This is a genomic window from Pseudomonas sp. PMCC200344 (genome assembly GCF_030053095.1).
Classification (GTDB): Bacteria; Pseudomonadota; Gammaproteobacteria; order Pseudomonadales; family Pseudomonadaceae; genus Aquipseudomonas; species Aquipseudomonas svalbardensis.
Genome location: NZ_CP125618.1, coordinates 2080181 through 2100711, shown reverse-complemented (window position 1 = coordinate 2100711; position 20531 = coordinate 2080181). Strand labels below are relative to the sequence as shown.

The following is a 20531-nucleotide window of genomic DNA, read 5'->3' as shown; positions in this document are numbered from 1 at the left end:
TCAGGCTCAGACCTTCGCAGCCAGATCCGGTTTTTCACCCAGCAATGGCGTTTGCTGATCTGCCAACCAGCGCGCCACCAGCGGCCAGACTTCAGTCTGGGCGGCTTTGCTGACGAGCATCTCCACATGACCGAAATTATCGCCAAAGCCCTGTTCGCGACCCAGGTTGATGAATTGCTTATGCTCGGAACCCATCTGATCGAACAGCTTGCGACAAGCCCAGGTCGGGTCCTGATGGTCACCTGCGGCACTCACGGCCAATACCGGTAACTGAACGTCGGCCAATCCGGCCCACCAATCCTTATCGACATCGCCAAAGCGCCCGAACAGGCCATACCAGCGCATGCTTTCCAGGGCCAGGCCAATGGGCTCGTCCTCCGGGCCGCGCTTGAGCCGTGAACCGGACAGCTGGGCAAAACGTTTGAGAATGAAGCGCCCGCTCCACTCCACCGGCGGAATCTTCAACGGCCAGTAGGTGCGGCTGATTTGCGTACCAAAAAACGCCGCGGAAGCCACCACCGGCTCGCCGATGTACTCCCCACCCAGTGCAGCCGCCAGCGTAATCCCGCCCAGCGAGTGACCGATCCAGTGCGGGACCTGGCCGCTCTGCTCGCGCACGAACGCGCCAATGGCCGGCAAATCGTAACGGGCGTAGTCGGCAACGCGGTTCTTGCGGTAGTTCTGGTTACGCTGGGACAGGCCGTGGCCACGCATTTCGGGAATCCATACATCGAATCCCAGACGCGTCAGATAGGCACCCAGTCCAAGCCCCTTCGGGGAAAACCAGAACCGGCGATTGGAAAAGCTGCCGTGAAGCAAAATAACCGGAACGCCACGCGCGCCTGAGCCATCCGCCATGCCCAGGCGCGTCACAGCCAGCTCGACGGTGCCGTCAGGGCTGTTACCGGGTTTCAGACGATAGACGTCTTCGCTCAGATCGCCGCGCCGCTCGGCGCTGATCAGGGCGACAGGAAATAGGTTGCTGCTGCTTTGCATAATGCTCTTGCACAAAAAAGGGCGGCTTCCAGAGGAGCCCGCCCTACTTGAATCTTAAAGGCAGCGTTCACCGACCACGCTGCCAATCATTGTAGGATCGAGCCTGCTCGCGATGGTCGCCAACGATAACGCGTTCATGCTGAAAAAACGCGGCGTTCTGCAGTCCATCGCGAGCAGGCTCGCTCCTACAGGGTCAAGCCTGCGCCTGACCTTCAGCCAGGAAGAACCAGGTTTCCAGTACGGAATCGGGGTTCAACGAAACGCTTTCGATGCCCTGCTCCATCAGCCATTTGGCCAGATCAGGGTGGTCCGAAGGGCCCTGACCGCAAATGCCGATGTACTTGCCAGCCTTGTTGCAGGCCTGAATCGCGTTAGCCAGCAGCTTCTTGACCGCCGGATTACGCTCGTCAAACAGGTGCGCGATGATCCCGGAGTCACGATCCAGGCCCAGGGTCAGCTGGGTCAGGTCGTTGGAGCCGATGGAGAAGCCGTCAAAGAACTCGAGGAATTCTTCCGCGAGGATCGCGTTGGACGGCAGTTCGCACATCATGATGATGCGCAGACCATTCTCACCGCGGGCTAGGCCATTTTCGGCCAACAGATCGATCACTTGGCTAGCTTCGCCCAGGGTACGGACGAACGGCACCATGATTTCAACGTTGGTCAGGCCCATCTCGTTGCGCACACGCTTGAGGGCGCGGCACTCGAGTTCGAAGCAGTCACGGAACGCTTCGCTGATGTAACGCGAAGCACCGCGGAAGCCCAGCATCGGGTTTTCTTCTTCCGGCTCGTAGAGCTTGCCGCCGATCAGGTTGGCGTATTCGTTGGACTTAAAGTCCGACAGGCGCACGATGACCTTTTTCGGGGTGAACGCGGCGGCCAGGGTGCTGATGCCTTCAACCAGTTTGTCGACATAGAAGCCAACCGGATCGTCGTAACCGGCGATGCGCTTGTCGACGCTGTCCTTGATGTCCTGCGGCAGGCCGTCGTAGTTCAACAGCGCTTTCGGGTGAACACCGATCATGCGGTTGATGATGAACTCCAGACGGGCCAGGCCCACACCGGCGTTCGGCAGCTGAGCGAAATCGAAGGCGCGGTCCGGGTTGCCGACGTTCATCATGATCTTGAACGGCAGATCAGGCATGGCATCGACGGAGTTTTTCTTGATGTCGAAGCCCAGTTCGCCTTCGAAGATGTAACCGGTGTCGCCTTCAGCGCAGGAAACGGTCACGCCCTGGCCGTCTTTCAACAGCTGGGTGGCGTTGCCGCAACCGACTACAGCAGGAATGCCCAACTCGCGAGCGATGATCGCCGCGTGGCAGGTACGACCGCCACGGTTGGTGACGATGGCGCTGGCGCGCTTCATGACCGGCTCCCAGTCCGGGTCGGTCATGTCGGAGACCAGTACGTCGCCTGGCTGGACTTTGTCCATCTCGGACACGTCCTTGATGATGCGCACCTTGCCGGCGCCGATGCGCTGACCGATGGCGCGACCTTCAACCAGCACGGTGCCGGTTTCTTTCAACAGGTAGCGTTCCATGACGTTCGCCGAGGTACGGCTCTTCACGGTTTCAGGACGGGCCTGAACGATGTAGAGCTTGCCGTCGTCGCCGTCTTTGGCCCATTCGATGTCCATCGGGCACTTGTAGTGCTTCTCGATGATCATCGCTTGCTTGGCCAACTCGCTGACCTCGGCGTCGCTCAGGCAGAAACGTGCGCGATCAGCCTTGTCGACGTCGATGGTCTTGACCGACTTACCGGCCGTGGCGATTTCGCCGTAGATCATCTTGATGGCTTTGCTGCCCAGGTTGCGACGCAGGATGGCCGGACGACCGGCTGCCAGCGTGCCTTTGTGGACGTAGAACTCATCCGGGTTCACCGCGCCTTGTACGACGGTTTCACCCAGGCCGTAGGCGCCGGTGATGAACACCACGTCACGGAAGCCCGATTCGGTATCGAGGGTGAACATCACGCCGGCGGTGCCGGTTTCGGAGCGGACCATGCGCTGCACGCCAGCCGACAGGGCTACCAGCTTGTGGTCGAAGCCCTGGTGGACGCGGTAAGAAATCGCGCGGTCGTTAAACAGAGAAGCGAACACCTCTTTGGCGGCGCGAATAACGTTTTCGACACCACGGATGTTCAGGAAGGTTTCCTGCTGACCGGCAAAGGAAGCGTCCGGCAGGTCTTCGGCGGTAGCGGAAGAGCGCACGGCCACGGCCATGTCAGGGTTGCCGGCCGACAGCGTAGCGAACGCAGTGCGGATCTCGGCGTTGAGCTTCTCGGGGAATTCGGCTTCCATGATCCATTGACGGATCTGGGCGCCGGTCTTGGCCAGGGCATTGACATCGTCGACGTCCAGGGCGTCGAGGGCAGCGTGGATCTGATCGTTCAGGCCGCTCAGCTCGAGAAAATCACGATAAGCCTGAGCTGTCGTGGCGAAGCCACCGGGCACCGATACACCGGCACCTGCAAGGTTACTGATCATCTCGCCCAGGGATGCGTTCTTGCCCCCTACGTGCTCTACATCATGGACGCCGAGCTTATCGAGGGAAACTACGTACTCTACCAAGGTGATCTCTCCACTAACTGTGTTGGAAAAGCTCAGAAGCCGGCTGCTACAGGGAGCGTTTGCCAGCTGTATGGCCTGGACCTGGAAAATAAGTGAGAATGCGGGCCACTGGCGGCCGGCAAATCGCGCCTATCATATCCAAGATTCGTCACAAGTGTCCTGTGATACAGGACACTCACTTAAGGCCCAAGGTGCAAATGAAACGATCTGCTTTCTTTATCTCCGATGGCACCGGCATCACAGCCGAAACCCTGGGTCAAAGCCTCCTGGCGCAGTTCGAAAACATTACCTTCAGCAAATTCACGAAGCCGTACATCGACAACGCTGATAAAGCGCGGGTCATGGTACAACAAATCAACAAAGCCGCTGAAAACGATGGTTTTCGGCCGATCATCTTCGACACCATTGTCAATCAGGACATCCGTGAGATCCTCGCAACGTCCAATGGTTTCATGATCGACATTTTCTCGACCTTTCTGGCGCCTCTTGAACAGGAACTGACCGAGCATTCTTCCTACACCGTCGGCAAATCCCACTCGATTGGCAGCAACTCCAATTACATGGAGCGGATCGAGGCGGTGAACTTCGCCCTCGACAACGACGATGGCGCGCGCACGCATTATTACGACAAGGCGGACCTGATCCTAGTGGGCGTGTCGCGTTGTGGTAAGACGCCGACGTGTCTGTACATGGCCATGCAATTTGGCATCCGCGCGGCCAACTACCCGCTGACCGAAGACGACATGGAACGCCTGCAACTGCCAGGCACCCTGCGTGCCCACCAGCACAAACTGTTCGGCCTGACCATCGACCCGGACCGCCTCACCGCGATTCGCAACGAGCGCAAGCCCAACAGCCGCTATTCGAGCTACGCACAGTGCGAATTCGAAGTGCGTGAGGTGGAGAATCTGTTCCGCCGCGAGAACATTCCGCACATCAATTCCACGCATTTTTCGGTGGAAGAGATTTCGGCGAAGATTCTGGTGGAGAAAGGCGTCGAACGGCGGTTCAAGTAGATTTTTCGGCGACAGTTACATCGCTATCGCGAGCAGGCTCGCTCCCACAGTGGATCTCTGTCGTACACAAACGCTGTGTCCACTGGAGATCAACTGTGGGAGCGAGCCTGCTCCGGGCGGCGTTCCGACGATGAACGATTACACGGACTCTGTTAATGCCCCCACCAGCGCATCAAATCCTTGCAGCAACAACCGATCATCCCCCGCCGAATTACAAACACTCGCCCTGATGAACTGCGGTACCGCCCCATGCCCGACCGCAAACGCTTCAGCGGTGGCGATCAGATAATTATTCACCTTGAGTTCCTCAGCAATCTGCGAGGCCCGCCACGGCTCGGGCACTTCGACCCAGAAGTGCGGGCTATGGGGATGGGTTTTGTACGCCAAGCCCTCCAGCACACCACTCACCAACGCCTTGCGCCGACCGATCTCGGCAATCTGCTGGCCCAGCAACTGCTCGGCAATGCCGTTTTCTATCCACAGACTCGCCACCTCCAGCGACAACGGGCTGGCCATCCAGCACGTCCCGCGCACAGCGGCGCTCAAGCGTCCGATCAACGGTTGCGGCGCATGCAGGTAACCGACTCGCAAACCCGCCGAAACCGCCTTGCTCAGGCTGCCGATCAGCACCGAACGCTCCGGGGCGAAATGGCTCAAGGGCAACGGTCGCTGTTGAGCTAATACCGCGTGGGCTTCGTCTTCAAAGATCAACAGATTGTGCTGCCGACAGACCTCTGCAATCGCCTCGCGCCGTGCGACGGACATCACTGCAGCCGTAGGATTCTGGATCGTCGGCGTGCAATACAGCGCCGAGACACGATGGTTGCGGCAAACCTCCTCCAGGGCATCGGGCATCAGTCCTTCATCATCCATCCCGACACCGATGAGTTTTATCCCGAGCTGGCGTGCGACGCTGATCAACCCCGGGTAGGTCAGGTGCTCCGTCACCAACGTATCGCCTGCCTTGAGCAACCCCATCAAGGCACACAACAGGCCGTGCTGGCCGCCGTTCACGCAAACGATCTGCTCGGTGTTCGGGACAAACTCTTTATGCCTGAGCCAGTGCGCGCCCGCCGCACGATAGCGTGGCAAACCGACATCGGCGGTGTAGCCACTGATGTGTTGCAACGCCTCAGGATCAAGGGACAACGCTTGCAGGCTCTGACTCAAAAAAAGCGCTTCCTGCCCCGGAATCGGTTGATTGCGGCTCATGTCAAAAAACGCCCGCGGTTCATCACTGACATTGCGAAAGCCACGGTCCCGCGATCGTTCCATTCCGCGCTGACGCACATACGTGCCGTCCCCCACCCGCGCGACCACCAATCCCACACGTTCGAGTTCACCGTAAGCGCGGCTGATGGTACCGATAGTCACGCCGAGGCTATCCGCCAGCAACCGATGAGGCGGCAATTTGCTGGCGGGCTCGATCAGCCCTTCAGCGATGCCTTTTTCGATCGCGTCGGCGAGGCGTTTGTATTTCACCCCCAGACCATTGGCGAGGCCGTCGCGCAGGATTGACACCATGGCAATACTTGTTTTGACAGTCATTCCAGCCCCGAATAGCGTGCTTGAAACAGGTTCAATCAGGGATAGACCTTTTGCAGATGAAGGTCAATTCCGACGACAAAAGGAGTTCGATCATGTCCATCGCCATCAGCGTACCTTCACGTACTGCCAAACCCTGGCTGGCCGCCCTGATCACCAGCGTGTTGTTCCTGATCGTGTGCCTGAGTTGGGGCACCACGTGGCTCGGGATCAAGATTGCCGTTGAAAGCGTGCCGCCACTAACTGCTGCCGGCCTGCGGTTCCTGATCGCTTTTCCGTTATTTCTCGGCTTCGCCCTGATACGTCGTGAGCCGCTGCTGTTTCCCAAGGAAAGCCGTTGGTTTTTTGTCTTCGTCACGCTGTCGTATTTCAGCCTGCCGTATTACTTGCTCAACTACGGCGAGATGCACGTTTCGTCCGGCCTGACGGCGCTGCTGTTCAGCTGCATGCCGGTGTTCATCCTGCTGTTTTCCGCGCTGTTTCTGCGGGAGAAAATCTACCCCTCGCAAGTGCTCGGCATCGCTATCGGTTTCGGCAGCCTGTTCATGATCATCCGCAGCCAAGGGCTGTATCTGGACCATGCCGAATTGCTCGGGGTGTTGGCGATTCTCTGCGCCGCGGTGATGCATGCGCTGTGTTACGTGGTGACGAAAAACCACGGTACGGCGATTAGCGTCATCACCTACAACACGCTGCCCATTGGCATCGCCGGGCTGATGCTGTTTGTCGCCGGATTGAGTGTCGAAGCACCGGTGTTCGATGCCATCACCGCGCGTTCGTGGAGCGCCCTGTTCTATCTGGGACTGGTGGCGTCGGTGGGCGGGTTTATCGTTTACTTCCTGCTGCTCAAGCGACTGAGCCCGATCATTCTGTCGTTTGTGTTCATCATTTTTCCGGTGTTCGCGGTGATCATCGGTGCCTGGTACGAGGGGCAAGCCTTGTCCCGGGAACTGATGATGTACTCGGCGATTTTGCTGACGGGGTTTGCGATCACCAAATTACCTGTGGAAAAGTGGCTCATCGGCAAAAAAGCAAACCCCTAGGCGACGGTCAGATCACAAACAAATCCACAAACCGATTCACCGGTGTCGCCTCAAGCGCAGCCTGATCCTTGCACAATGCAAAGATCTCGGCGCTGCGCTGGGCCGTGAAGCGCGTAGTCAGGTTGGCCTTGAACTTCTCTTCCAGCAGCGGAATGCCGTCGGTGCGGCGACGGCGATGGCCGATCGGGTACTCCACCAATACGTTTTCGGTGCTGGAGCCGTCCTTGAAGAACACCTGTATCGCATTGGCGATGGAGCGTTTGTCGGCCTCCAGGTATTCGCGGGTGTAGCGTGGGTCTTCGACGATGACCATTTTTTCGCGCAGCACGTCGATGATCGGATGCGCCGCGTGGAAGTCGTCTTCGTACTGCTCGGCCACCAGATTGCCGAACGCCAGCGGCACGGCGGTCATGTACTGAAGGCAATGGTCACGGTCCGCAGCGTTGGCCAGCGGGCCGACCTTGGAGATGATGCGGATCGCCGATTCGTGGGTGGTGATGACGATTTTGTCGATTTCGTGCAGGCGATTTCTGACTTGCGGATGCAACGTAACGGCGGCTTCGCACGCCGTTTGCGCGTGGAACTCGGCCGGGAAGCTGATTTTGAACAGCACGTTTTCCATCACGTAGCTGCCGTACGGCCGGGAGAAGCTGAACGCGCGTTTGTCTTCAGGCTTGAGCGCCAGGTCGTTGTTGGTGTGGCTGAACAGCACGTCGTAGAAGCCCCATTGTTTGGCGGTCAGTACGCCGGGGATGCCCATTTCGCCACGCATTGCGATGTCCGCAAGCCGCACGCCGCGACTGGACGCATCGCCGGCCGCCCAGGATTTACGCGATCCGGCATTCGGCGCATGACGGTAAGTGCGCAGCGCCTGACCGTCGGCGAACGCATGGGACAATGCGGACAACAACTGCTCGTGATTGGCGCCCATCAGCTTGGCGGTGACAGCGGTCGAGGCGACTTTCACCAGAATGACGTGATCCAGGCCTACGCGATTGAAGGAGTTTTCCAGCGCGATCACCCCCTGGATTTCGTGAGCCATGATCATGGCTTCGAGCACCACGCGAATGGTCAGCGGCGCATCGCCATTGGCGAGGCGTTTTTGCGACAAGTGGTCCGCCACCGCGAGAATGCCGCCGAGGTTATCGGACGGATGGCCCCACTCGGCCGCGAGCCAGGTGTCGTTGTAGTCGAGCCAGCGGACGATGCAACCGATATCCCACGCTGCTTTGACCGGGTCGAGGCGATAACTGGTGCCGGGGACGCGAGCGCCGAACGGGACGACGGTGCCTTCGACGATCGGGCCAAGGTGTTTGGTGCACTCGGGGAAGCGCAGGGCCAGCAGGCCGCAGCCCAACGTATCCATCAGGCAATTGCGGGCGGTGTCGAGGGCTTCGGCGGATTGGATCTTGAAGTTGAGGACGTAGTCGGCAATGTCCTGCAGGACCGTGTCGTAGTCGGGGCGGTTGTTCTGGTCGACGTTGGTGCTCATGTTCGATTCACTCTTGAAGTGGTTCGTTAATGGGACCTCGGTTCAGGGGGCAATCTCAGTCAGTTACTACTTTCTTATTTTGGTAATCGAGATCAACTGTGGGAGATTCTATGTTGCAGGGCAACCCCGCAACCTCAGGCCGGGTGGTATTCGCTCTGATTTTTCATCAGGGCAAATGCCACCCGGCAGAGTTTCCGGGCAAGGGCCACCAAGGCCTGGGTTTTCGAGAAGCCTCTTGCCAAATACGACTCGTAAAACGGTTTCCATTTAGCTGAGCGACAGGCTGCCATTGCGGCGTTGTAAGCCAACCGGCGGACTTCCGGATCCCCTTTTTTTGTCAGGTGCCGGGGGCCGTTCTTCTTCCCGGAGTCATCGACCGTAAGGTCCATCCCTAGAAACGCGATGAACGCATCACTATTGGCAAAATCACCGCGCATAAAGGTCGTCGCCAACCCGGTTGCAGTCAGTTCGCCAACCCCTTCGATGGCTTTGCAGCGGTCGATATTCTCTTCAATACCCGCCTCTTTGCTGACCTTGCGCAGCAGTTTCTGAATGGCCTGATCCGCTTGCTTGAAGGCCTTTTGCTGGGCGCTCTGTACTTTCTTCAACAAGGGTTCATTGGCCCAGCTCAGCATCAGACCGGCATGGTTCTGGATCAGCGTTGCACGTCTGTGGAGCAGGCTTTTCAGCGAGGTGTAGGCCTTGGGTGGTGGGCTCCAGATCCGCAGTCCGTCTTGTTCGTTCGTCAAATAACGCGCCAGCAGACGGGCATCGCAGGGATCGTTCTTGGCTCGTTGGCCGATGCCGCGGCGATAGTTGCTCACCCGATAAGCATCCACGACATAGACCTGGTGCCCCATCGCATGGGCCAGCTCGACGGTGTCCAGGTGGTAGATGTTGGTGGCTTCAACGGCGATAGCGCTTTGGGCGGGCAATGTTTTAAGCCAGCGTTTGAGGGCTGTTCGATCGTTCTTGATGGTGTCAGTGGTTAGCCGGTCGGAGCGATAGACAACTATTTCGGCCTTGGCGATATCGACGCCAACCACCGTCTGCGAAGTAAGGATTGTCATGACGAATCCTCGGAGCTAGGGTTTAAGAGCTTGTCGGGGTCTACCGTTGCGCTGGCTTGCCTCTATCGTCGGTTTTACCGATGAATTCCTTATCGGCGCTTTGGGTAGAAGGGGCGGGATGAGAAGTCTCCCACGGTCTGTACTGGTCAGAGTCAGAATCGAGCTTTTAGTCCCGCCCACCCCTTCAAGTCTAAACATACAAGCGAGCTTGCTCGCGAAGGCGGTGTGACAGGCAACATTGATGTTGAATGTTATGGCCTCTTCGCGAGCAGGCTCGCTCCCACAGGGTTTTGTGTTTATTTCTGGATTTGTGTCAGAAACAGTCGCCCGGCACCCGGACAAAGCCCTCCATCAACACCCGCGCACTGCGGCTCATGATGGCTTTGTTCACAGTCCATTCACCGTTCACCTGGCTCGCCTCAGCACCCACGCGCAAGGTGCCGGACGGATGCCCAAAGCGCACAGCATTGCGTTCAATACCCCCCGCCGCAAGATTCACCAGCGTGCCGGAAATCGCCGCTGCCGTACCAATCGCCACCGCCGCTGTGCCCATCATCGCGTGGTGCAATTTGCCCATGGACAGTGCCCGCACCAACAGATCGATATCGCCCGCCGCAATCGCTTTGCCACTCGAAGCAACGTAGTCCGCAGGCTTGGCCACAAAAGCAACCTTAGGCGTGTGCTGACGCTTGGCCGCTTCGTCCAGATCCTTGATCAGGCCCATGCGCAATGCGCCGTAAGCCCGAATGGTTTCAAACATCAGCAACGCTTTCGGATCGCTGTTGATCGCGCCTTGCAGCTCAGTGCCGGTGTAACCGATGTCTTCGGCATTGACGAAAATCGTCGGAATACCGGCATTGATCATGGTCGCCTTGAAGGTTCCGACACCCGGCACTTCGAGGTCATCGACCAGATTGCCGGTAGGAAACATCGAACCACCGCCGCCCTCTTCTTCTGCTGCCGGATCCATGAATTCGACCTGCACTTCAGCGGCCGGAAAGGTCACGCCGTCAAGTTCGAAATCACCGGTTTCCTGCACTTCACCATTGGTGATCGGCACGTGGGCGATGATGGTCTTGCCGATGTTGGCCTGCCACACGCGAACCACGGCAACGCCGTTCTGCGGAATGCGGCTAGCGTCCACCAAACCATTGCTGATAGCAAACGAACCGACCGCTGCCGACAGGTTGCCGCAGTTGCCGCTCCAATCGACGAAAGGCTTATCGATGGACACCTGACCGAATAGATAGTCGACGTCGTGATCGGCCTTGATGCTTTTCGACAGGATCACGGTTTTGCTGGTGCTGGAGGTCGCGCCGCCCATGCCGTCGATTTGCTTGTCGTACGGGTCGGGGCTGCCGATCACGCGCAGCAACAAGGCATCGCGAGCAGGCCCTGGAATCTGTGCCGCTTCGGGCAGGTCTTTCAGGCTGAAGAACACGCCTTTGCTGGTGCCGCCACGCATGTAGGTGGCGGGGATTTTGATCTGGGGTGCGTGAGCCATGATGTTCCTTTTAGGATCGAGCGGGACCGCATGGCCCCGCCCGAACTCATCGTGTTAAACGGCAACCGCCGATTCTTCGAGGAAGTCCTGAGCGAAGCGTTGCAGCACGCCGCCCGCCTCATAGATCGACACTTCTTCGGCGGTGTCGAGGCGGCAGGTCACCGGCACTTCGACGCGTTCGCCGTTCTTGCGGTTGATCACCAGCGTCAGCTCGGCACGCGGGGTGCGCTCACCGATCACATCGTAGGTTTCGCTGCCATCGATGCCCAATGTCTTGCGGTCGGTGCCCGGTTTGAATTCCAGCGGCAACACGCCCATGCCCACCAGGTTGGTGCGGTGAATGCGCTCGAAGCCTTCGGCCGCAATCGCTTCCACACCCGCCAGACGCACACCTTTGGCTGCCCAGTCGCGGGACGAACCCTGACCGTAGTCGGCGCCGGCGATGATGATCAGCGGCTGCTTGCGTTCCATGTAGGTTTCGATGGCTTCCCACATGCGCATGACCTGGCCTTCCGGCTCGACGCGAGTCAGCGAACCCTGTTTGACCTTGCCGTTTTCCTGAACCATTTCATTGAACAGTTTCGGGTTGGCGAAGGTCGCGCGTTGCGCGGTCAAGTGGTCACCGCGGTGCGTTGCATAAGAGTTGAAGTCCTCTTCCGGCAAGCCCATTTTCGCCAGGTATTCACCGGCGGCGCTGTCGAGCATGATCGCATTCGAAGGCGACAGGTGATCGGTGGTGATGTTGTCCGGCAGCACCGCCAGCGGGCGCATGCCCTTCAGCGGACGAGCCCCGGCCAGCGCGCCTTCCCAATACGGCGGACGGCGGATGTAGGTGCTCATCTCGCGCCAGTCGTACAGCGGCGTCACTTTCGGGCCGGTGTCTTCGTGGATGGCGAACATCGGAATGTAGACCTGACGGAACTGCTCCGGCTTGACCGACGCCTTGACCACCGCGTCGATTTCTTCGTCGCTCGGCCAGATGTCTTTCAGGCGGATTTCCTTGCCCTCGGCGTCCAGGCCCAGCACATCTTTTTCGATGTCGAAACGGATGGTGCCGGCGATGGCGTAAGCCACGACCAATGGCGGCGACGCAAGGAAGGCGTTCTTGGCGTACGGGTGGATCCGGCCGTCGAAGTTGCGGTTACCGGACAACACAGCAGTGGCGTACAGGTCGCGGTCGATGATCTCTTGCTGGATCACCGGATCCAGCGCGCCGGACATGCCGTTGCAGGTGGTGCAAGCGAAGGCGACGATGCCGAAACCGAGTTGTTCCAGCTCGCTGGTCAGGCCGGCCTCGTCGAGGTACAGCGCCACGGTTTTCGAACCCGGCGCCAGGGACGATTTGACCCACGGCTTGCGGGTCAACCCGAGCTTGTTGGCATTGCGCGCCAGCAGGCCGGCGGCAATGACGTTGCGCGGGTTGCTGGTGTTGGTGCAACTGGTGATGGCGGCGATGATCACCGCGCCGTCCGGCATCTGGCCTGGAACGTCGTCCCACTGGCCGGAGATGCCTTGAGCCGCGAGGTCCGAGGTGGCGACGCGGGCGTGCGGGTTGCTCGGGCCAGCCATATTGCGCACTACCGAGGACAGGTTGAAGGTCAACCCGCGCTCGTATTGCGCGCCTTTCAGACTGTCAGCCCACAGACCTGTGGTCTTTGCATATTGCTCTACAAGCTGCACCTGCTCGTCTTCACGGCCAGTGAGTTTCAGGTAGTCGATGGTCTGCTGGTCGATGTAGAACATCGCTGCGGTAGCCCCGTACTCCGGGGCCATGTTGGAAATGGTTGCGCGGTCACCGAGGGTCAGCGCCGAGGCGCCTTCGCCGAAGAATTCCAGCCACGCGCCGACGACTTTTTGCTGACGCAGGAACTCTGTCAGCGCCAGCACCATGTCGGTGGCGGTGATGCCCGGTTGCAGCTTGCCGGTCAGTTCAACGCCAACGCTTTCCGGCAGACGCATCCAGGACGCGCGGCCGAGCATCACGCTTTCAGCTTCCAGACCGCCGACACCGATGGCGATCACGCCCAGTGCATCGACGTGCGGAGTGTGGCTGTCGGTGCCGACGCAAGTGTCGGGGAAGGCCACGCCGTCGCGCACCTGGATCACCGGAGACATTTTCTCCAGGTTGATCTGGTGCATGATCCCGTTGCCAGGCGGGATCACATCAACGTTCTTGAAGGCCTTTTTGGTCCAGTTGATGAAGTGGAAACGGTCTTCGTTGCGACGGTCTTCGATGGCGCGGTTCTTCTCGAACGCCTCCGGATCGAAGCCACCGCGCTCGACGGCCAGGGAGTGGTCGACGATCAATTGAGTCGGCACCACCGGGTTCACTTGCGCCGGGTCGCCACCTTGCAGGGCGATGGCGTCACGCAGACCGGCGAGGTCGACCAGCGCGGTCTGGCCGAGAATGTCGTGGCACACCACGCGGGCCGGGAACCACGGGAAGTCGAGGTCGCGTTTGCGCTCGATGAATTGCTTCAGGGATTCGGTGAGCGTGGCCGGGTCGCAGCGACGCACCAGGTTTTCCGCCAGCACGCGGGAGGTGTACGGCAGAGTGTCGTAGGCGCCGGGCTGGATGGCTTCGACAGCCGCGCGGACGTCGAAGTAATCCAGATGGCTGCCGGGCAGCGGTTTACGGAATTCAGTGTTCATCGTCAGGACTCGGTCACGGTAGTTGCGAAAGTGGGTGCCTGGCGCTAGCCCTGAAAGTCACACGATCCAATGTGGGAGCGAGCCTGCTCGCGAAAGCGGTATTTCAGTCGACATCATTGTTGGATGTCAGTCCGTCTTCGCGAGCAGGCTCGCTCCCACAGGGTTCCCGGTTCCTTCAGTTAGCTGCCTCAGCCTCCACCATTCAGCGTTGTTCGATTGGCACGAACTTGCGCTGTTCGACGCCGACGTACTCGGCGCTCGGGCGGATGATGCGGTTGTTGGCACGTTGTTCGAACACGTGCGCCGCCCAGCCGGTCAGGCGCGAGCAGACGAAAATCGGTGTGAACAACTTGGTCGGGATGCCCATGAAGTGGTACGTCGACGCATGGTAGAAGTCGGCGTTCGGGAACAGTTTCTTCTGTTCCCACATGGTCTTGTCGATGGCTTCGGAAACCGGGAACAACACGGTGTCGCCCACTTCGTCAGCGAGTTTTTTCGACCAGCCCTTGATCACCTCGTTGCGCGGATCGTTGTCCTTATAGATCGCGTGACCGAAGCCCATGATCTTGTCCTTGCGCTCGAGCATGCCGAGGGTGCCTTTGATCGCCTCTTCCGGCGAGCTGAAGCGCTCGATCATTTCCATCGCCGCTTCGTTGGCGCCGCCATGCAGCGGACCACGCAGCGAGCCAATGGCGGCCGTGACGCAGGAGTACATGTCCGACAGCGTCGATGCACAAACCCGTGCGGTGAAGGTCGAGGCGTTGAACTCGTGTTCCGCGTAGAGAATCAGCGAAACGTTCATCACTTTGACGTGCAACTCGCTCGGCTTCTTGTCGTGCAGCAGGTGCAGGAAGTGGCCGCCGATGGATTGTTCGTCGCTCACGCAGCTGATGCGTTTGCCGTCATGGCTGAAGCGATACCAGTAGCACATGATCGCCGGGAACGCGGCCAGCAGGCGGTCGGTCACGTCGTGTTGTTCGGAGAAGTCCTTCTCCGGCTCGATGTTGCCCAGGAACGAGCAACCGGTGCGCATCACGTCCATCGGGTGGGCGTCGGCGGGGATGCGTTCCAGCACTTCTTTCAGCGCTTGCGGCAGGTCGCGCAGCTTGCTCAGTTTGCTGATGTAAGCGGCGAGTTGTGTTTTGGTCGGCAGTTCGCCGTAAAGCAGCAGGTAGGCCACTTCTTCGAATTGTGCGTCAGCCGCCAGTTCGCGAACGTCGTAGCCACGATAGGTCAGGCCTGCGCCCGACTGGCCCACGGTGGACAGTGCGGTTTGCCCGGCAACCTGGCCACGGAGCCCGGCGCCACTGAGTACTTTTGCTTCGGCCATTGCTGTCTCCAATCTTGAATTTGTTAGGGAATCTGCAATTTCTACACGGTTACATTCTTTTCGTAGCAGCTGTCGAGCCTGCGAGGCTGCGTCCTCTCGTAGCAGCTGTCGAGCAGCGCGAGGCTGCGTTCGGCTGCGAAGCAGTCGTAAAACCTGTAAGCACGGTTGCCCGGCTTGGCGAGTCCTTCGGCCTCGAACGCAGCCTCGCGCTGCTCGGCAGCTGCTACAGAGGTGCGTTCGTCATTACTTCTTCGCGGCGAACAACGCATCGAGCTTCTGCTCGAAGGTGTGGTAGTCGATGCGATCGTAAAGCTCCATGCGCGTCTGCATGGTGTCGATGACGTTCTGTTGCGTGCCGTCGCGGCGGATCGCGGTGTAGACGTTTTCTGCAGCTTTGTTCATCGCGCGGAACGCCGACAGCGGGTACAGCACCAGCGACACATCGGCAGCAGCGAGTTGCTCGGTGGTGTACAGCGGCGTCGCGCCGAATTCGGTGATGTTGGCCAGGATCGGCGCTTTCACGCGGTTGGCGAACAGCTTGTACATGTCCAGTTCGGTGATAGCTTCCGGGAAGATCATGTCAGCGCCGGCCTCGATGCACGCCGCGGCACGATCCAGTGCAGATTCCAGGCCTTCCACCGCAAGGGCGTCGGTGCGGGCCATGATCACGAAGCTGTCATCGGTGCGGGCATCGACAGCAGCCTTGATGCGATCGACCATTTCCTGCAGCGACACGATCTCTTTATTAGGACGGTGCCCGCAGCGCTTGGCGCCGACCTGGTCTTCGATGTGAATCGCCGCCGCGCCGAACTTGATCATCGACTTGACGGTGCGCGCGACGTTGAACGCCGAAGAACCGAAACCGGTGTCCACGTCCACCAGCAGCGGCAGGTCGCAGACGTCAGTGATGCGACGTACGTCAGTCAGCACATCGTCCAGACCGGTGATACCCAAGTCCGGCACGCCGAGGGAGCCGGCAGCCACCCCGCCACCCGACAGATAAATAGCCTTGAAACCGGCGCGCTTGGCCAGCAGCGCGTGATTGGCGTTGATCGCGCCGACCACTTGCAGCGGATGTTCGCTGGCGACCGCATCGCGGAAACGCTGGCCTGGAGTGCTCTTGTTGGAACTCATGACTCACCTCGTTCAGTGGCTGTCTGGTTTGCGCCGTCCTGGTAGTGACGAGCGATATTGCGTTTGGAGGCGCCGATATGGCGGCGCATCAACAACTCGGCTAGCTCACCGTCACGGTCGGCGATGGCGTCGAGAATTCGGTGGTGCTCGGCAAAGGCCTGACGCGGACGATTGGGCGTGGTGGAAAACTGGATGCGGTACATGCGCACCAGTTGATAGAGCTCGCCGCAGAGCATCTGCGTCAGGGTGCGGTTGCCGCTGCCCTGGATGATTCGGTAGTGGAAGTCGAAATCGCCTTCCTGCTGGTAGTAGCCGACACCGGCCTGAAACGCCGCATCGCGCTCGTGGGTTTCGAGGACCCGGCGCAGTTCGTCGATTTCTTCGAGGGTCATGCGCTCGGCCGCCAGACGGCAGGCCATGCCTTCGAGGGATTCGCGGATTTCGTAGAGTTCCAGCAGCTCGGCATGGCTCAACGAAACCACCCGCGCCCCGACGTGCGGCACGCGAACCAGCAGGCGCTGGCCTTCCAGACGGTGGATCGCCTCACGCAGCGGCCCGCGGCTGATGCCATAGGTGCGCGCCAGTTCCGGCTCGGAGATCTTGCTGCCCGGGGCGATCTCACCCTTGACGATGGCCGCCTGAATGCGGCGGAAGACGTTCTCGGAAAGTGTCTCGGAATCGTCTTGGGCAATGACCGGGGGATCGAGTTGATCCAGCATATTGTCGACACCTTGAAAGCTGATGCCGCAAAAACTAGCGAATACAGACCTTTTAGTCAAAGGATAAATAGGTATTGTCGACAATCGTCTAATAACCGACTGCACCTTAACGAAGCAGTCCCTCTGTTTATAGCCGCCTCCCGGCGCTGGCGCCATAAAACCACCGTGCTAGAATGCCGGCCGCATTTGTTTGTGACATCTGCACTGCTTGTCATAAACAGTTGATAGGCATACGAGGGAGCTTGCGCAGCGATGCCAGGGCCTTGAATCGAAGTACGGACCGCTGCGCACCAGGATTTATGAGACTCAAGCCCTTCCCCACCTTCCTTTATCTTCTTTGCCTGCCCGGTTTCGCCGCGGCGGGGGAAAAGACTGTTTACGGCCTCAACGAGTACGCCTCCCTGGACGGCATCGACCTGGAAGTCGCCGCCAAACTCGACACCGGGGCGAAAACCGCGTCCCTGAGTGCCCGTGACATCAAACGCTTCAAGCGCAATGGCGAATCCTGGGTGCGCTTCTATCTGGCGATCGACGCTGCGCACTCGCACCCGATCGAACGGCCACTGGCCCGCGTCAGCAAGATCAAGCGCAGGGCCGGCGACTACGACCCGGAAGAAGGCAAGAAGTACACCGCCCGTCCGGTGATCGAGCTGAATATCTGCATGGGTTCGGCTTTACGCAGCATCGAAGTGAACTTGACCGACCGTAGCGCCTTCCAATACCCGCTCCTGATCGGCTCCGAAGCGCTGAAACGTTTCGATGCGCTGGTCGACCCCAGTCTTAAATACGCTGCTGGCAAACCCGCCTGCGCCACCGACGCTCATACCGCAGAGTAATTCCAATGCGCTCTCTTACCCTTCACCTGAAATTCCTGATCGCCATCCTGGTGGTGCTGGGTATTTCAGTCACGGCCTATCAGATCTTCGTGCTCGGCATCCCCGTGACCGAAGACGCCACCGACGACTTGTGGAACATCGACGCCAAAGTCGAGTTCGTCGCCAGTACCAAGGACCCGGTCAAGATCCAGATGTTCGTGCCGCCGCTGAGCCGCGACTACGTCAGCCTCAACGAAAGCTTCATTTCCAATAACTACGGCGTGGCCGTGAACCGTGCCGACGGCAACCGCAAAGTCACCTGGTCGGCACGTCGGGCCAAGGGCAATCAGACCCTTTATTACCGCCTGGTGCTGACCAAGCGCTACACCGGTGAAAAGTCCAAGCTCAAAGGCCCGACCTTCCGCGACAGTATCGCCGTCGAAGGCGCGGAAAAAGTCGCCGCCGAAGCCCTGCTCGCACCGATCCGCCAGCACTCGGCCGACGTCGAAACCTTCATCGGCGAAGCCATCAAGCGTGTCAACAATCTCAACGACGACAATGTGAAGCTGTTGCTGGGCGGCGATCCGTCCCCCGGGCACAAGGCGAAAATCGTCGAGCTGGTGCTGTCCATCGCCCACGTGCCGGTGGAAAAGGTCCACACCATTCGTCTGGTGGCCGACCAGCCGCAAATGCCGGAACTCTGGCTGCGCAGTTTCAACGGCACCGACTGGCTGTATTTCAACCCGGAAACCGGTGAACAGGGCCTGCCGACCGACCGCCTGCTGTGGTGGACCGGTGACGAAAACCTGATCACTGTCGATGGCGGCAAGAAAGCCAACGTTACCTTCAGCCTGAACAACAGCGAGATGAATGCGATCCGCCTGGCCAAGCTGACCGACGAAAACACCGACGCCAACTTTCTCGAATACTCGCTGTACGGTTTGCCGCTGCAAACCCAGCAGACGTTCATGATCATGGTGATGATCCCGATCGGTGTGCTGGTGATTTTGATCCTGCGCAACCTGATCGGCATTCAAACCCTCGGCACCTTTACTCCCGTGCTGATCGCCCTCGCCTTCAGGGAAACCCAGCTCGGCTTCGGTATCGTGCTGTTTACCATCATCACGGCGCTGGGCCTGTCGCTGCGCTCCTACCTTGAACACTTGAAGCTGCAAATGCTGCCGAGGCTGTCGGTGGTGCTGACTTTCGTGGTGGTGCTGATCGCGGCGATCAGCCTGCTCAGCCATAAACTCGGCCTGGAACGCGGGTTGTCGGTGGCGCTGTTCCCAATGGTGATTCTGACCATGACCATCGAACGCCTGTCGATTACCTGGGAAGAACGCGGTTCGGGGCATGCAATGAAAGTGGCGATCGGCACCTTGTTCGCGGCCACCCTGGCGCACCTGATCATGAGCGTGCCAGAGCTGGTTTACTTCGTGTTCACCTTCCCGGCGATCCTGTTGATCCTGGTGGGCTTCATGCTGGCGATGGGGCGTTATCGCGGCTACCGCCTGACCGAACTGGTGCGTTTCAAGGCCTTCCTGAAGAAGGCTGACGCCTGATGTTCGGCTTCTGGAAGACCTGGAAGGCCCTGGAAGCCCGGGGCATCATGGGGATCAATCGGCGTAACGCAGACTACGTGCTCAAGTACAACAAGCGCAGTCTGTACCCGATTGTCGATGACAAAATCATCACCAAGGAACGCGCCATCGCCGCCGGCATTCATGTGCCGGAACTGTATGGCGTGATTTCCACCGAAAAAGAAATCGACAACCTCAACGACATCATCGGTGGGCGCAACGATTTCGTGATCAAACCGGCCCAAGGCGCGGGCGGTGACGGCATCATTGTGGTTGCCGACCGGTTCGAGGGGCGCTATCGCACAGTGTCCGGCAAGATCATCAGCCATGAGGAAATCGAGCACCATATCTCCAGCATCCTGACCGGCCTCTATTCCCTGGGCGGTCACCGGGATCGGGCGCTGATCGAGTACCGCGTGACCCCGGACCAGATCTTCAAGAGCATCAGCTATGAAGGCGTGCCGGACATTCGGATCATCGTGCTGATGGGCTATCCGGTGATGGCCATGCTGCGGCTGCCCACCCGCCAGTCCGGCGGCAAGGCCAACCTGCACCAGGGCGCCATCGGCGTGGGCGTGGACCTGGCCACCGGCCTGACCCTGCGCGGCACCTGGCTGAATAACATCATCACCAAACACCCGGACACCACCAACGCAGTGGATGGCGTGCAACTGCCCTACTGGGACGGTTTCATGAAACTTGCCGCGGGCTGCTATGAGCTGTGCGGGCTGGGTTATATCGGTGTCGACATGGTGCTGGACCAGGAGAAAGGGCCGCTGATTCTTGAGCTCAACGCACGGCCTGGGTTGAACATTCAGATTGCTAATGATTGTGGGCTGACGTTGCGTACCCATGCGGTCGAGGCGCGAATTGAAGAGTTGAAGGCTCGCGGGGTTGTTGAGACGGTGCAGGAGCGGGTTGAGTTTGTTCAGGAAATGTTTGGGCATATTCCTGCGGTTGAGGGCTGAAATCGTCCCTCACCCTAACCCTCTCCCAGAGGTAGAGGGGACTGACCGAGGTGTTCTTGGAGCTGCGTCGACCTGAAAGCCCGAGCCGAACTCAAGTT

At 59.4% G+C, this 20531-nt stretch carries 14 protein-coding genes and 1 pseudogene; 5 read left to right on the top strand and 10 right to left on the bottom strand.

Annotated features, from left to right (window positions below):
* Positions 1 to 6 precede the first annotated feature (6 nt).
* Together QFW87_RS09420 and ppsA are read right to left on the bottom strand one after the other, a co-directional pair.
* The gene (locus QFW87_RS09420) at positions 7 to 996 is read right to left on the bottom strand and encodes an alpha/beta fold hydrolase (RefSeq protein ID WP_283190344.1); all 990 of its coding nucleotides are present in this window, start codon (positions 994 to 996) and stop codon (positions 7 to 9) included.
* 193 nt (positions 997 to 1189) lie between these two features.
* Positions 1190 to 3565, bottom strand: coding sequence for a phosphoenolpyruvate synthase (gene ppsA, locus QFW87_RS09415; protein WP_283183724.1), 2376 nt, complete (start codon positions 3563 to 3565; stop codon positions 1190 to 1192).
* Between the two features lie 197 nt (positions 3566 to 3762).
* On the opposite strand from ppsA, the gene QFW87_RS09410 reads away from it, so the two are divergent.
* Positions 3763 to 4581, top strand: a complete 819-nt coding sequence (locus QFW87_RS09410; protein WP_046047904.1) for a pyruvate, water dikinase regulatory protein — start codon at positions 3763 to 3765, stop codon at positions 4579 to 4581.
* Between the two features lie 138 nt (positions 4582 to 4719).
* Here the strand turns inward: QFW87_RS09410 and QFW87_RS09405 are convergent, their stop codons facing one another.
* A complete protein-coding gene (locus tag QFW87_RS09405) occupies positions 4720 to 6129 on the bottom strand; it encodes a PLP-dependent aminotransferase family protein (protein ID WP_283183723.1) in 1410 nt (469 codons plus the stop codon).
* A 137-nt stretch (positions 6130 to 6266) separates the two neighbouring features.
* Here QFW87_RS09405 and QFW87_RS09400 point away from each other — a divergent pair, with 137 nt between their 5' ends.
* Entirely contained in the window at positions 6267 to 7169 is a 903-nt protein-coding gene (locus QFW87_RS09400; protein WP_283190895.1) for an EamA family transporter, read from the top strand.
* Between the two features lie 7 nt (positions 7170 to 7176).
* Here the strand turns inward: QFW87_RS09400 and prpD are convergent, their stop codons facing one another.
* From prpD to QFW87_RS09365, 7 genes and pseudogenes are all read right to left on the bottom strand, one after another.
* A complete protein-coding gene (prpD, locus tag QFW87_RS09395) occupies positions 7177 to 8661 on the bottom strand; it encodes a 2-methylcitrate dehydratase (protein WP_283190343.1) in 1485 nt (494 codons plus the stop codon).
* Between the two features lie 108 nt (positions 8662 to 8769).
* Positions 8770 to 9731 (bottom strand): annotated as a pseudogene (locus tag QFW87_RS09390) (IS110 family transposase).
* A gap of 313 nt (positions 9732 to 10044) precedes the next feature.
* Positions 10045 to 11235 carry a 2-methylaconitate cis-trans isomerase PrpF gene (prpF, locus tag QFW87_RS09385; protein WP_283183721.1) on the bottom strand — a complete coding sequence of 397 codons (1191 nt, stop codon included), beginning with the start codon at positions 11233 to 11235 and terminating at the stop codon, positions 10045 to 10047.
* A 54-nt stretch (positions 11236 to 11289) separates the two neighbouring features.
* Positions 11290 to 13887, bottom strand: coding sequence for a Fe/S-dependent 2-methylisocitrate dehydratase AcnD (gene acnD, locus QFW87_RS09380; protein WP_283190342.1), 2598 nt, complete (start codon positions 13885 to 13887; stop codon positions 11290 to 11292).
* Positions 13888 to 14089: 202 nt separating this feature from the next.
* Positions 14090 to 15217 carry a 2-methylcitrate synthase gene (gene prpC / locus QFW87_RS09375; protein WP_095128807.1) on the bottom strand — a complete coding sequence of 376 codons (1128 nt, stop codon included), beginning with the start codon at positions 15215 to 15217 and terminating at the stop codon, positions 14090 to 14092.
* A gap of 243 nt (positions 15218 to 15460) precedes the next feature.
* Entirely contained in the window at positions 15461 to 16351 is an 891-nt protein-coding gene (prpB, locus tag QFW87_RS09370; RefSeq protein ID WP_010456549.1) for a methylisocitrate lyase, read from the bottom strand.
* Positions 16348 to 17067: a GntR family transcriptional regulator gene (locus tag QFW87_RS09365; RefSeq protein ID WP_177327884.1), complete on the bottom strand. Its 720-nt coding sequence runs from the start codon at positions 17065 to 17067 to the stop codon at positions 16348 to 16350. Before QFW87_RS09365 ends, prpB begins: the two co-directional genes overlap by 4 nt.
* Before the next feature lie 302 nt (positions 17068 to 17369).
* Here QFW87_RS09365 and QFW87_RS09360 point away from each other — a divergent pair, with 302 nt between their 5' ends.
* From QFW87_RS09360 to QFW87_RS09350, 3 genes are read left to right on the top strand one after another with little or no spacing between them, the layout of a single operon-like run.
* On the top strand, positions 17370 to 17906 hold the full coding sequence (locus tag QFW87_RS09360; RefSeq protein ID WP_008146333.1) for an ATP-dependent zinc protease: 537 nt from the start codon (positions 17370 to 17372) through the stop codon (positions 17904 to 17906).
* Positions 17907 to 17911: 5 nt separating this feature from the next.
* Positions 17912 to 19447 (top strand): inactive transglutaminase family protein, encoded by a 1536-nt coding sequence (locus QFW87_RS09355; protein ID WP_283190341.1) that lies wholly within the window; start codon positions 17912 to 17914, stop codon positions 19445 to 19447.
* Complete coding sequence (locus QFW87_RS09350; protein WP_283190340.1) at positions 19447 to 20433, top strand: alpha-L-glutamate ligase-like protein; 987 nt, start codon at positions 19447 to 19449, stop codon at positions 20431 to 20433. Before QFW87_RS09355 ends, QFW87_RS09350 begins: the two co-directional genes overlap by 1 nt.
* Positions 20434 to 20531: the final 98 nt, after the last annotated feature.

Excerpts from the sequence above, each read along its gene's own strand:
- prpD (WP_283190343.1), bottom strand. The coding sequence starts at position 8,661 with ATGAGCACCAACGTCGACCAGAACAACCGCCCCGACTACGACACGGTC.
- prpF (WP_283183721.1), bottom strand. The coding sequence starts at position 11,235 with ATGGCTCACGCACCCCAGATCAAAATCCCCGCCACCTACATGCGTGGC.
- QFW87_RS09405 (WP_283183723.1), bottom strand. The coding sequence starts at position 6,129 with ATGACTGTCAAAACAAGTATTGCCATGGTGTCAATCCTGCGCGACGGC.
- acnD (WP_283190342.1), bottom strand. The coding sequence starts at position 13,887 with ATGAACACTGAATTCCGTAAACCGCTGCCCGGCAGCCATCTGGATTAC.
- QFW87_RS09410 (WP_046047904.1), top strand. The coding sequence starts at position 3,763 with ATGAAACGATCTGCTTTCTTTATCTCCGATGGCACCGGCATCACAGCC.
- QFW87_RS09420 (WP_283190344.1), bottom strand. The coding sequence starts at position 996 with ATGCAAAGCAGCAGCAACCTATTTCCTGTCGCCCTGATCAGCGCCGAG.
- QFW87_RS09360 (WP_008146333.1), top strand. The coding sequence starts at position 17,370 with ATGAGACTCAAGCCCTTCCCCACCTTCCTTTATCTTCTTTGCCTGCCC.
- prpC (WP_095128807.1), bottom strand. The coding sequence starts at position 15,217 with ATGGCCGAAGCAAAAGTACTCAGTGGCGCCGGGCTCCGTGGCCAGGTT.
- prpB (WP_010456549.1), bottom strand. The coding sequence starts at position 16,351 with ATGAGTTCCAACAAGAGCACTCCAGGCCAGCGTTTCCGCGATGCGGTC.
- QFW87_RS09350 (WP_283190340.1), top strand. The coding sequence starts at position 19,447 with ATGTTCGGCTTCTGGAAGACCTGGAAGGCCCTGGAAGCCCGGGGCATC.
- QFW87_RS09355 (WP_283190341.1), top strand. The coding sequence starts at position 17,912 with ATGCGCTCTCTTACCCTTCACCTGAAATTCCTGATCGCCATCCTGGTG.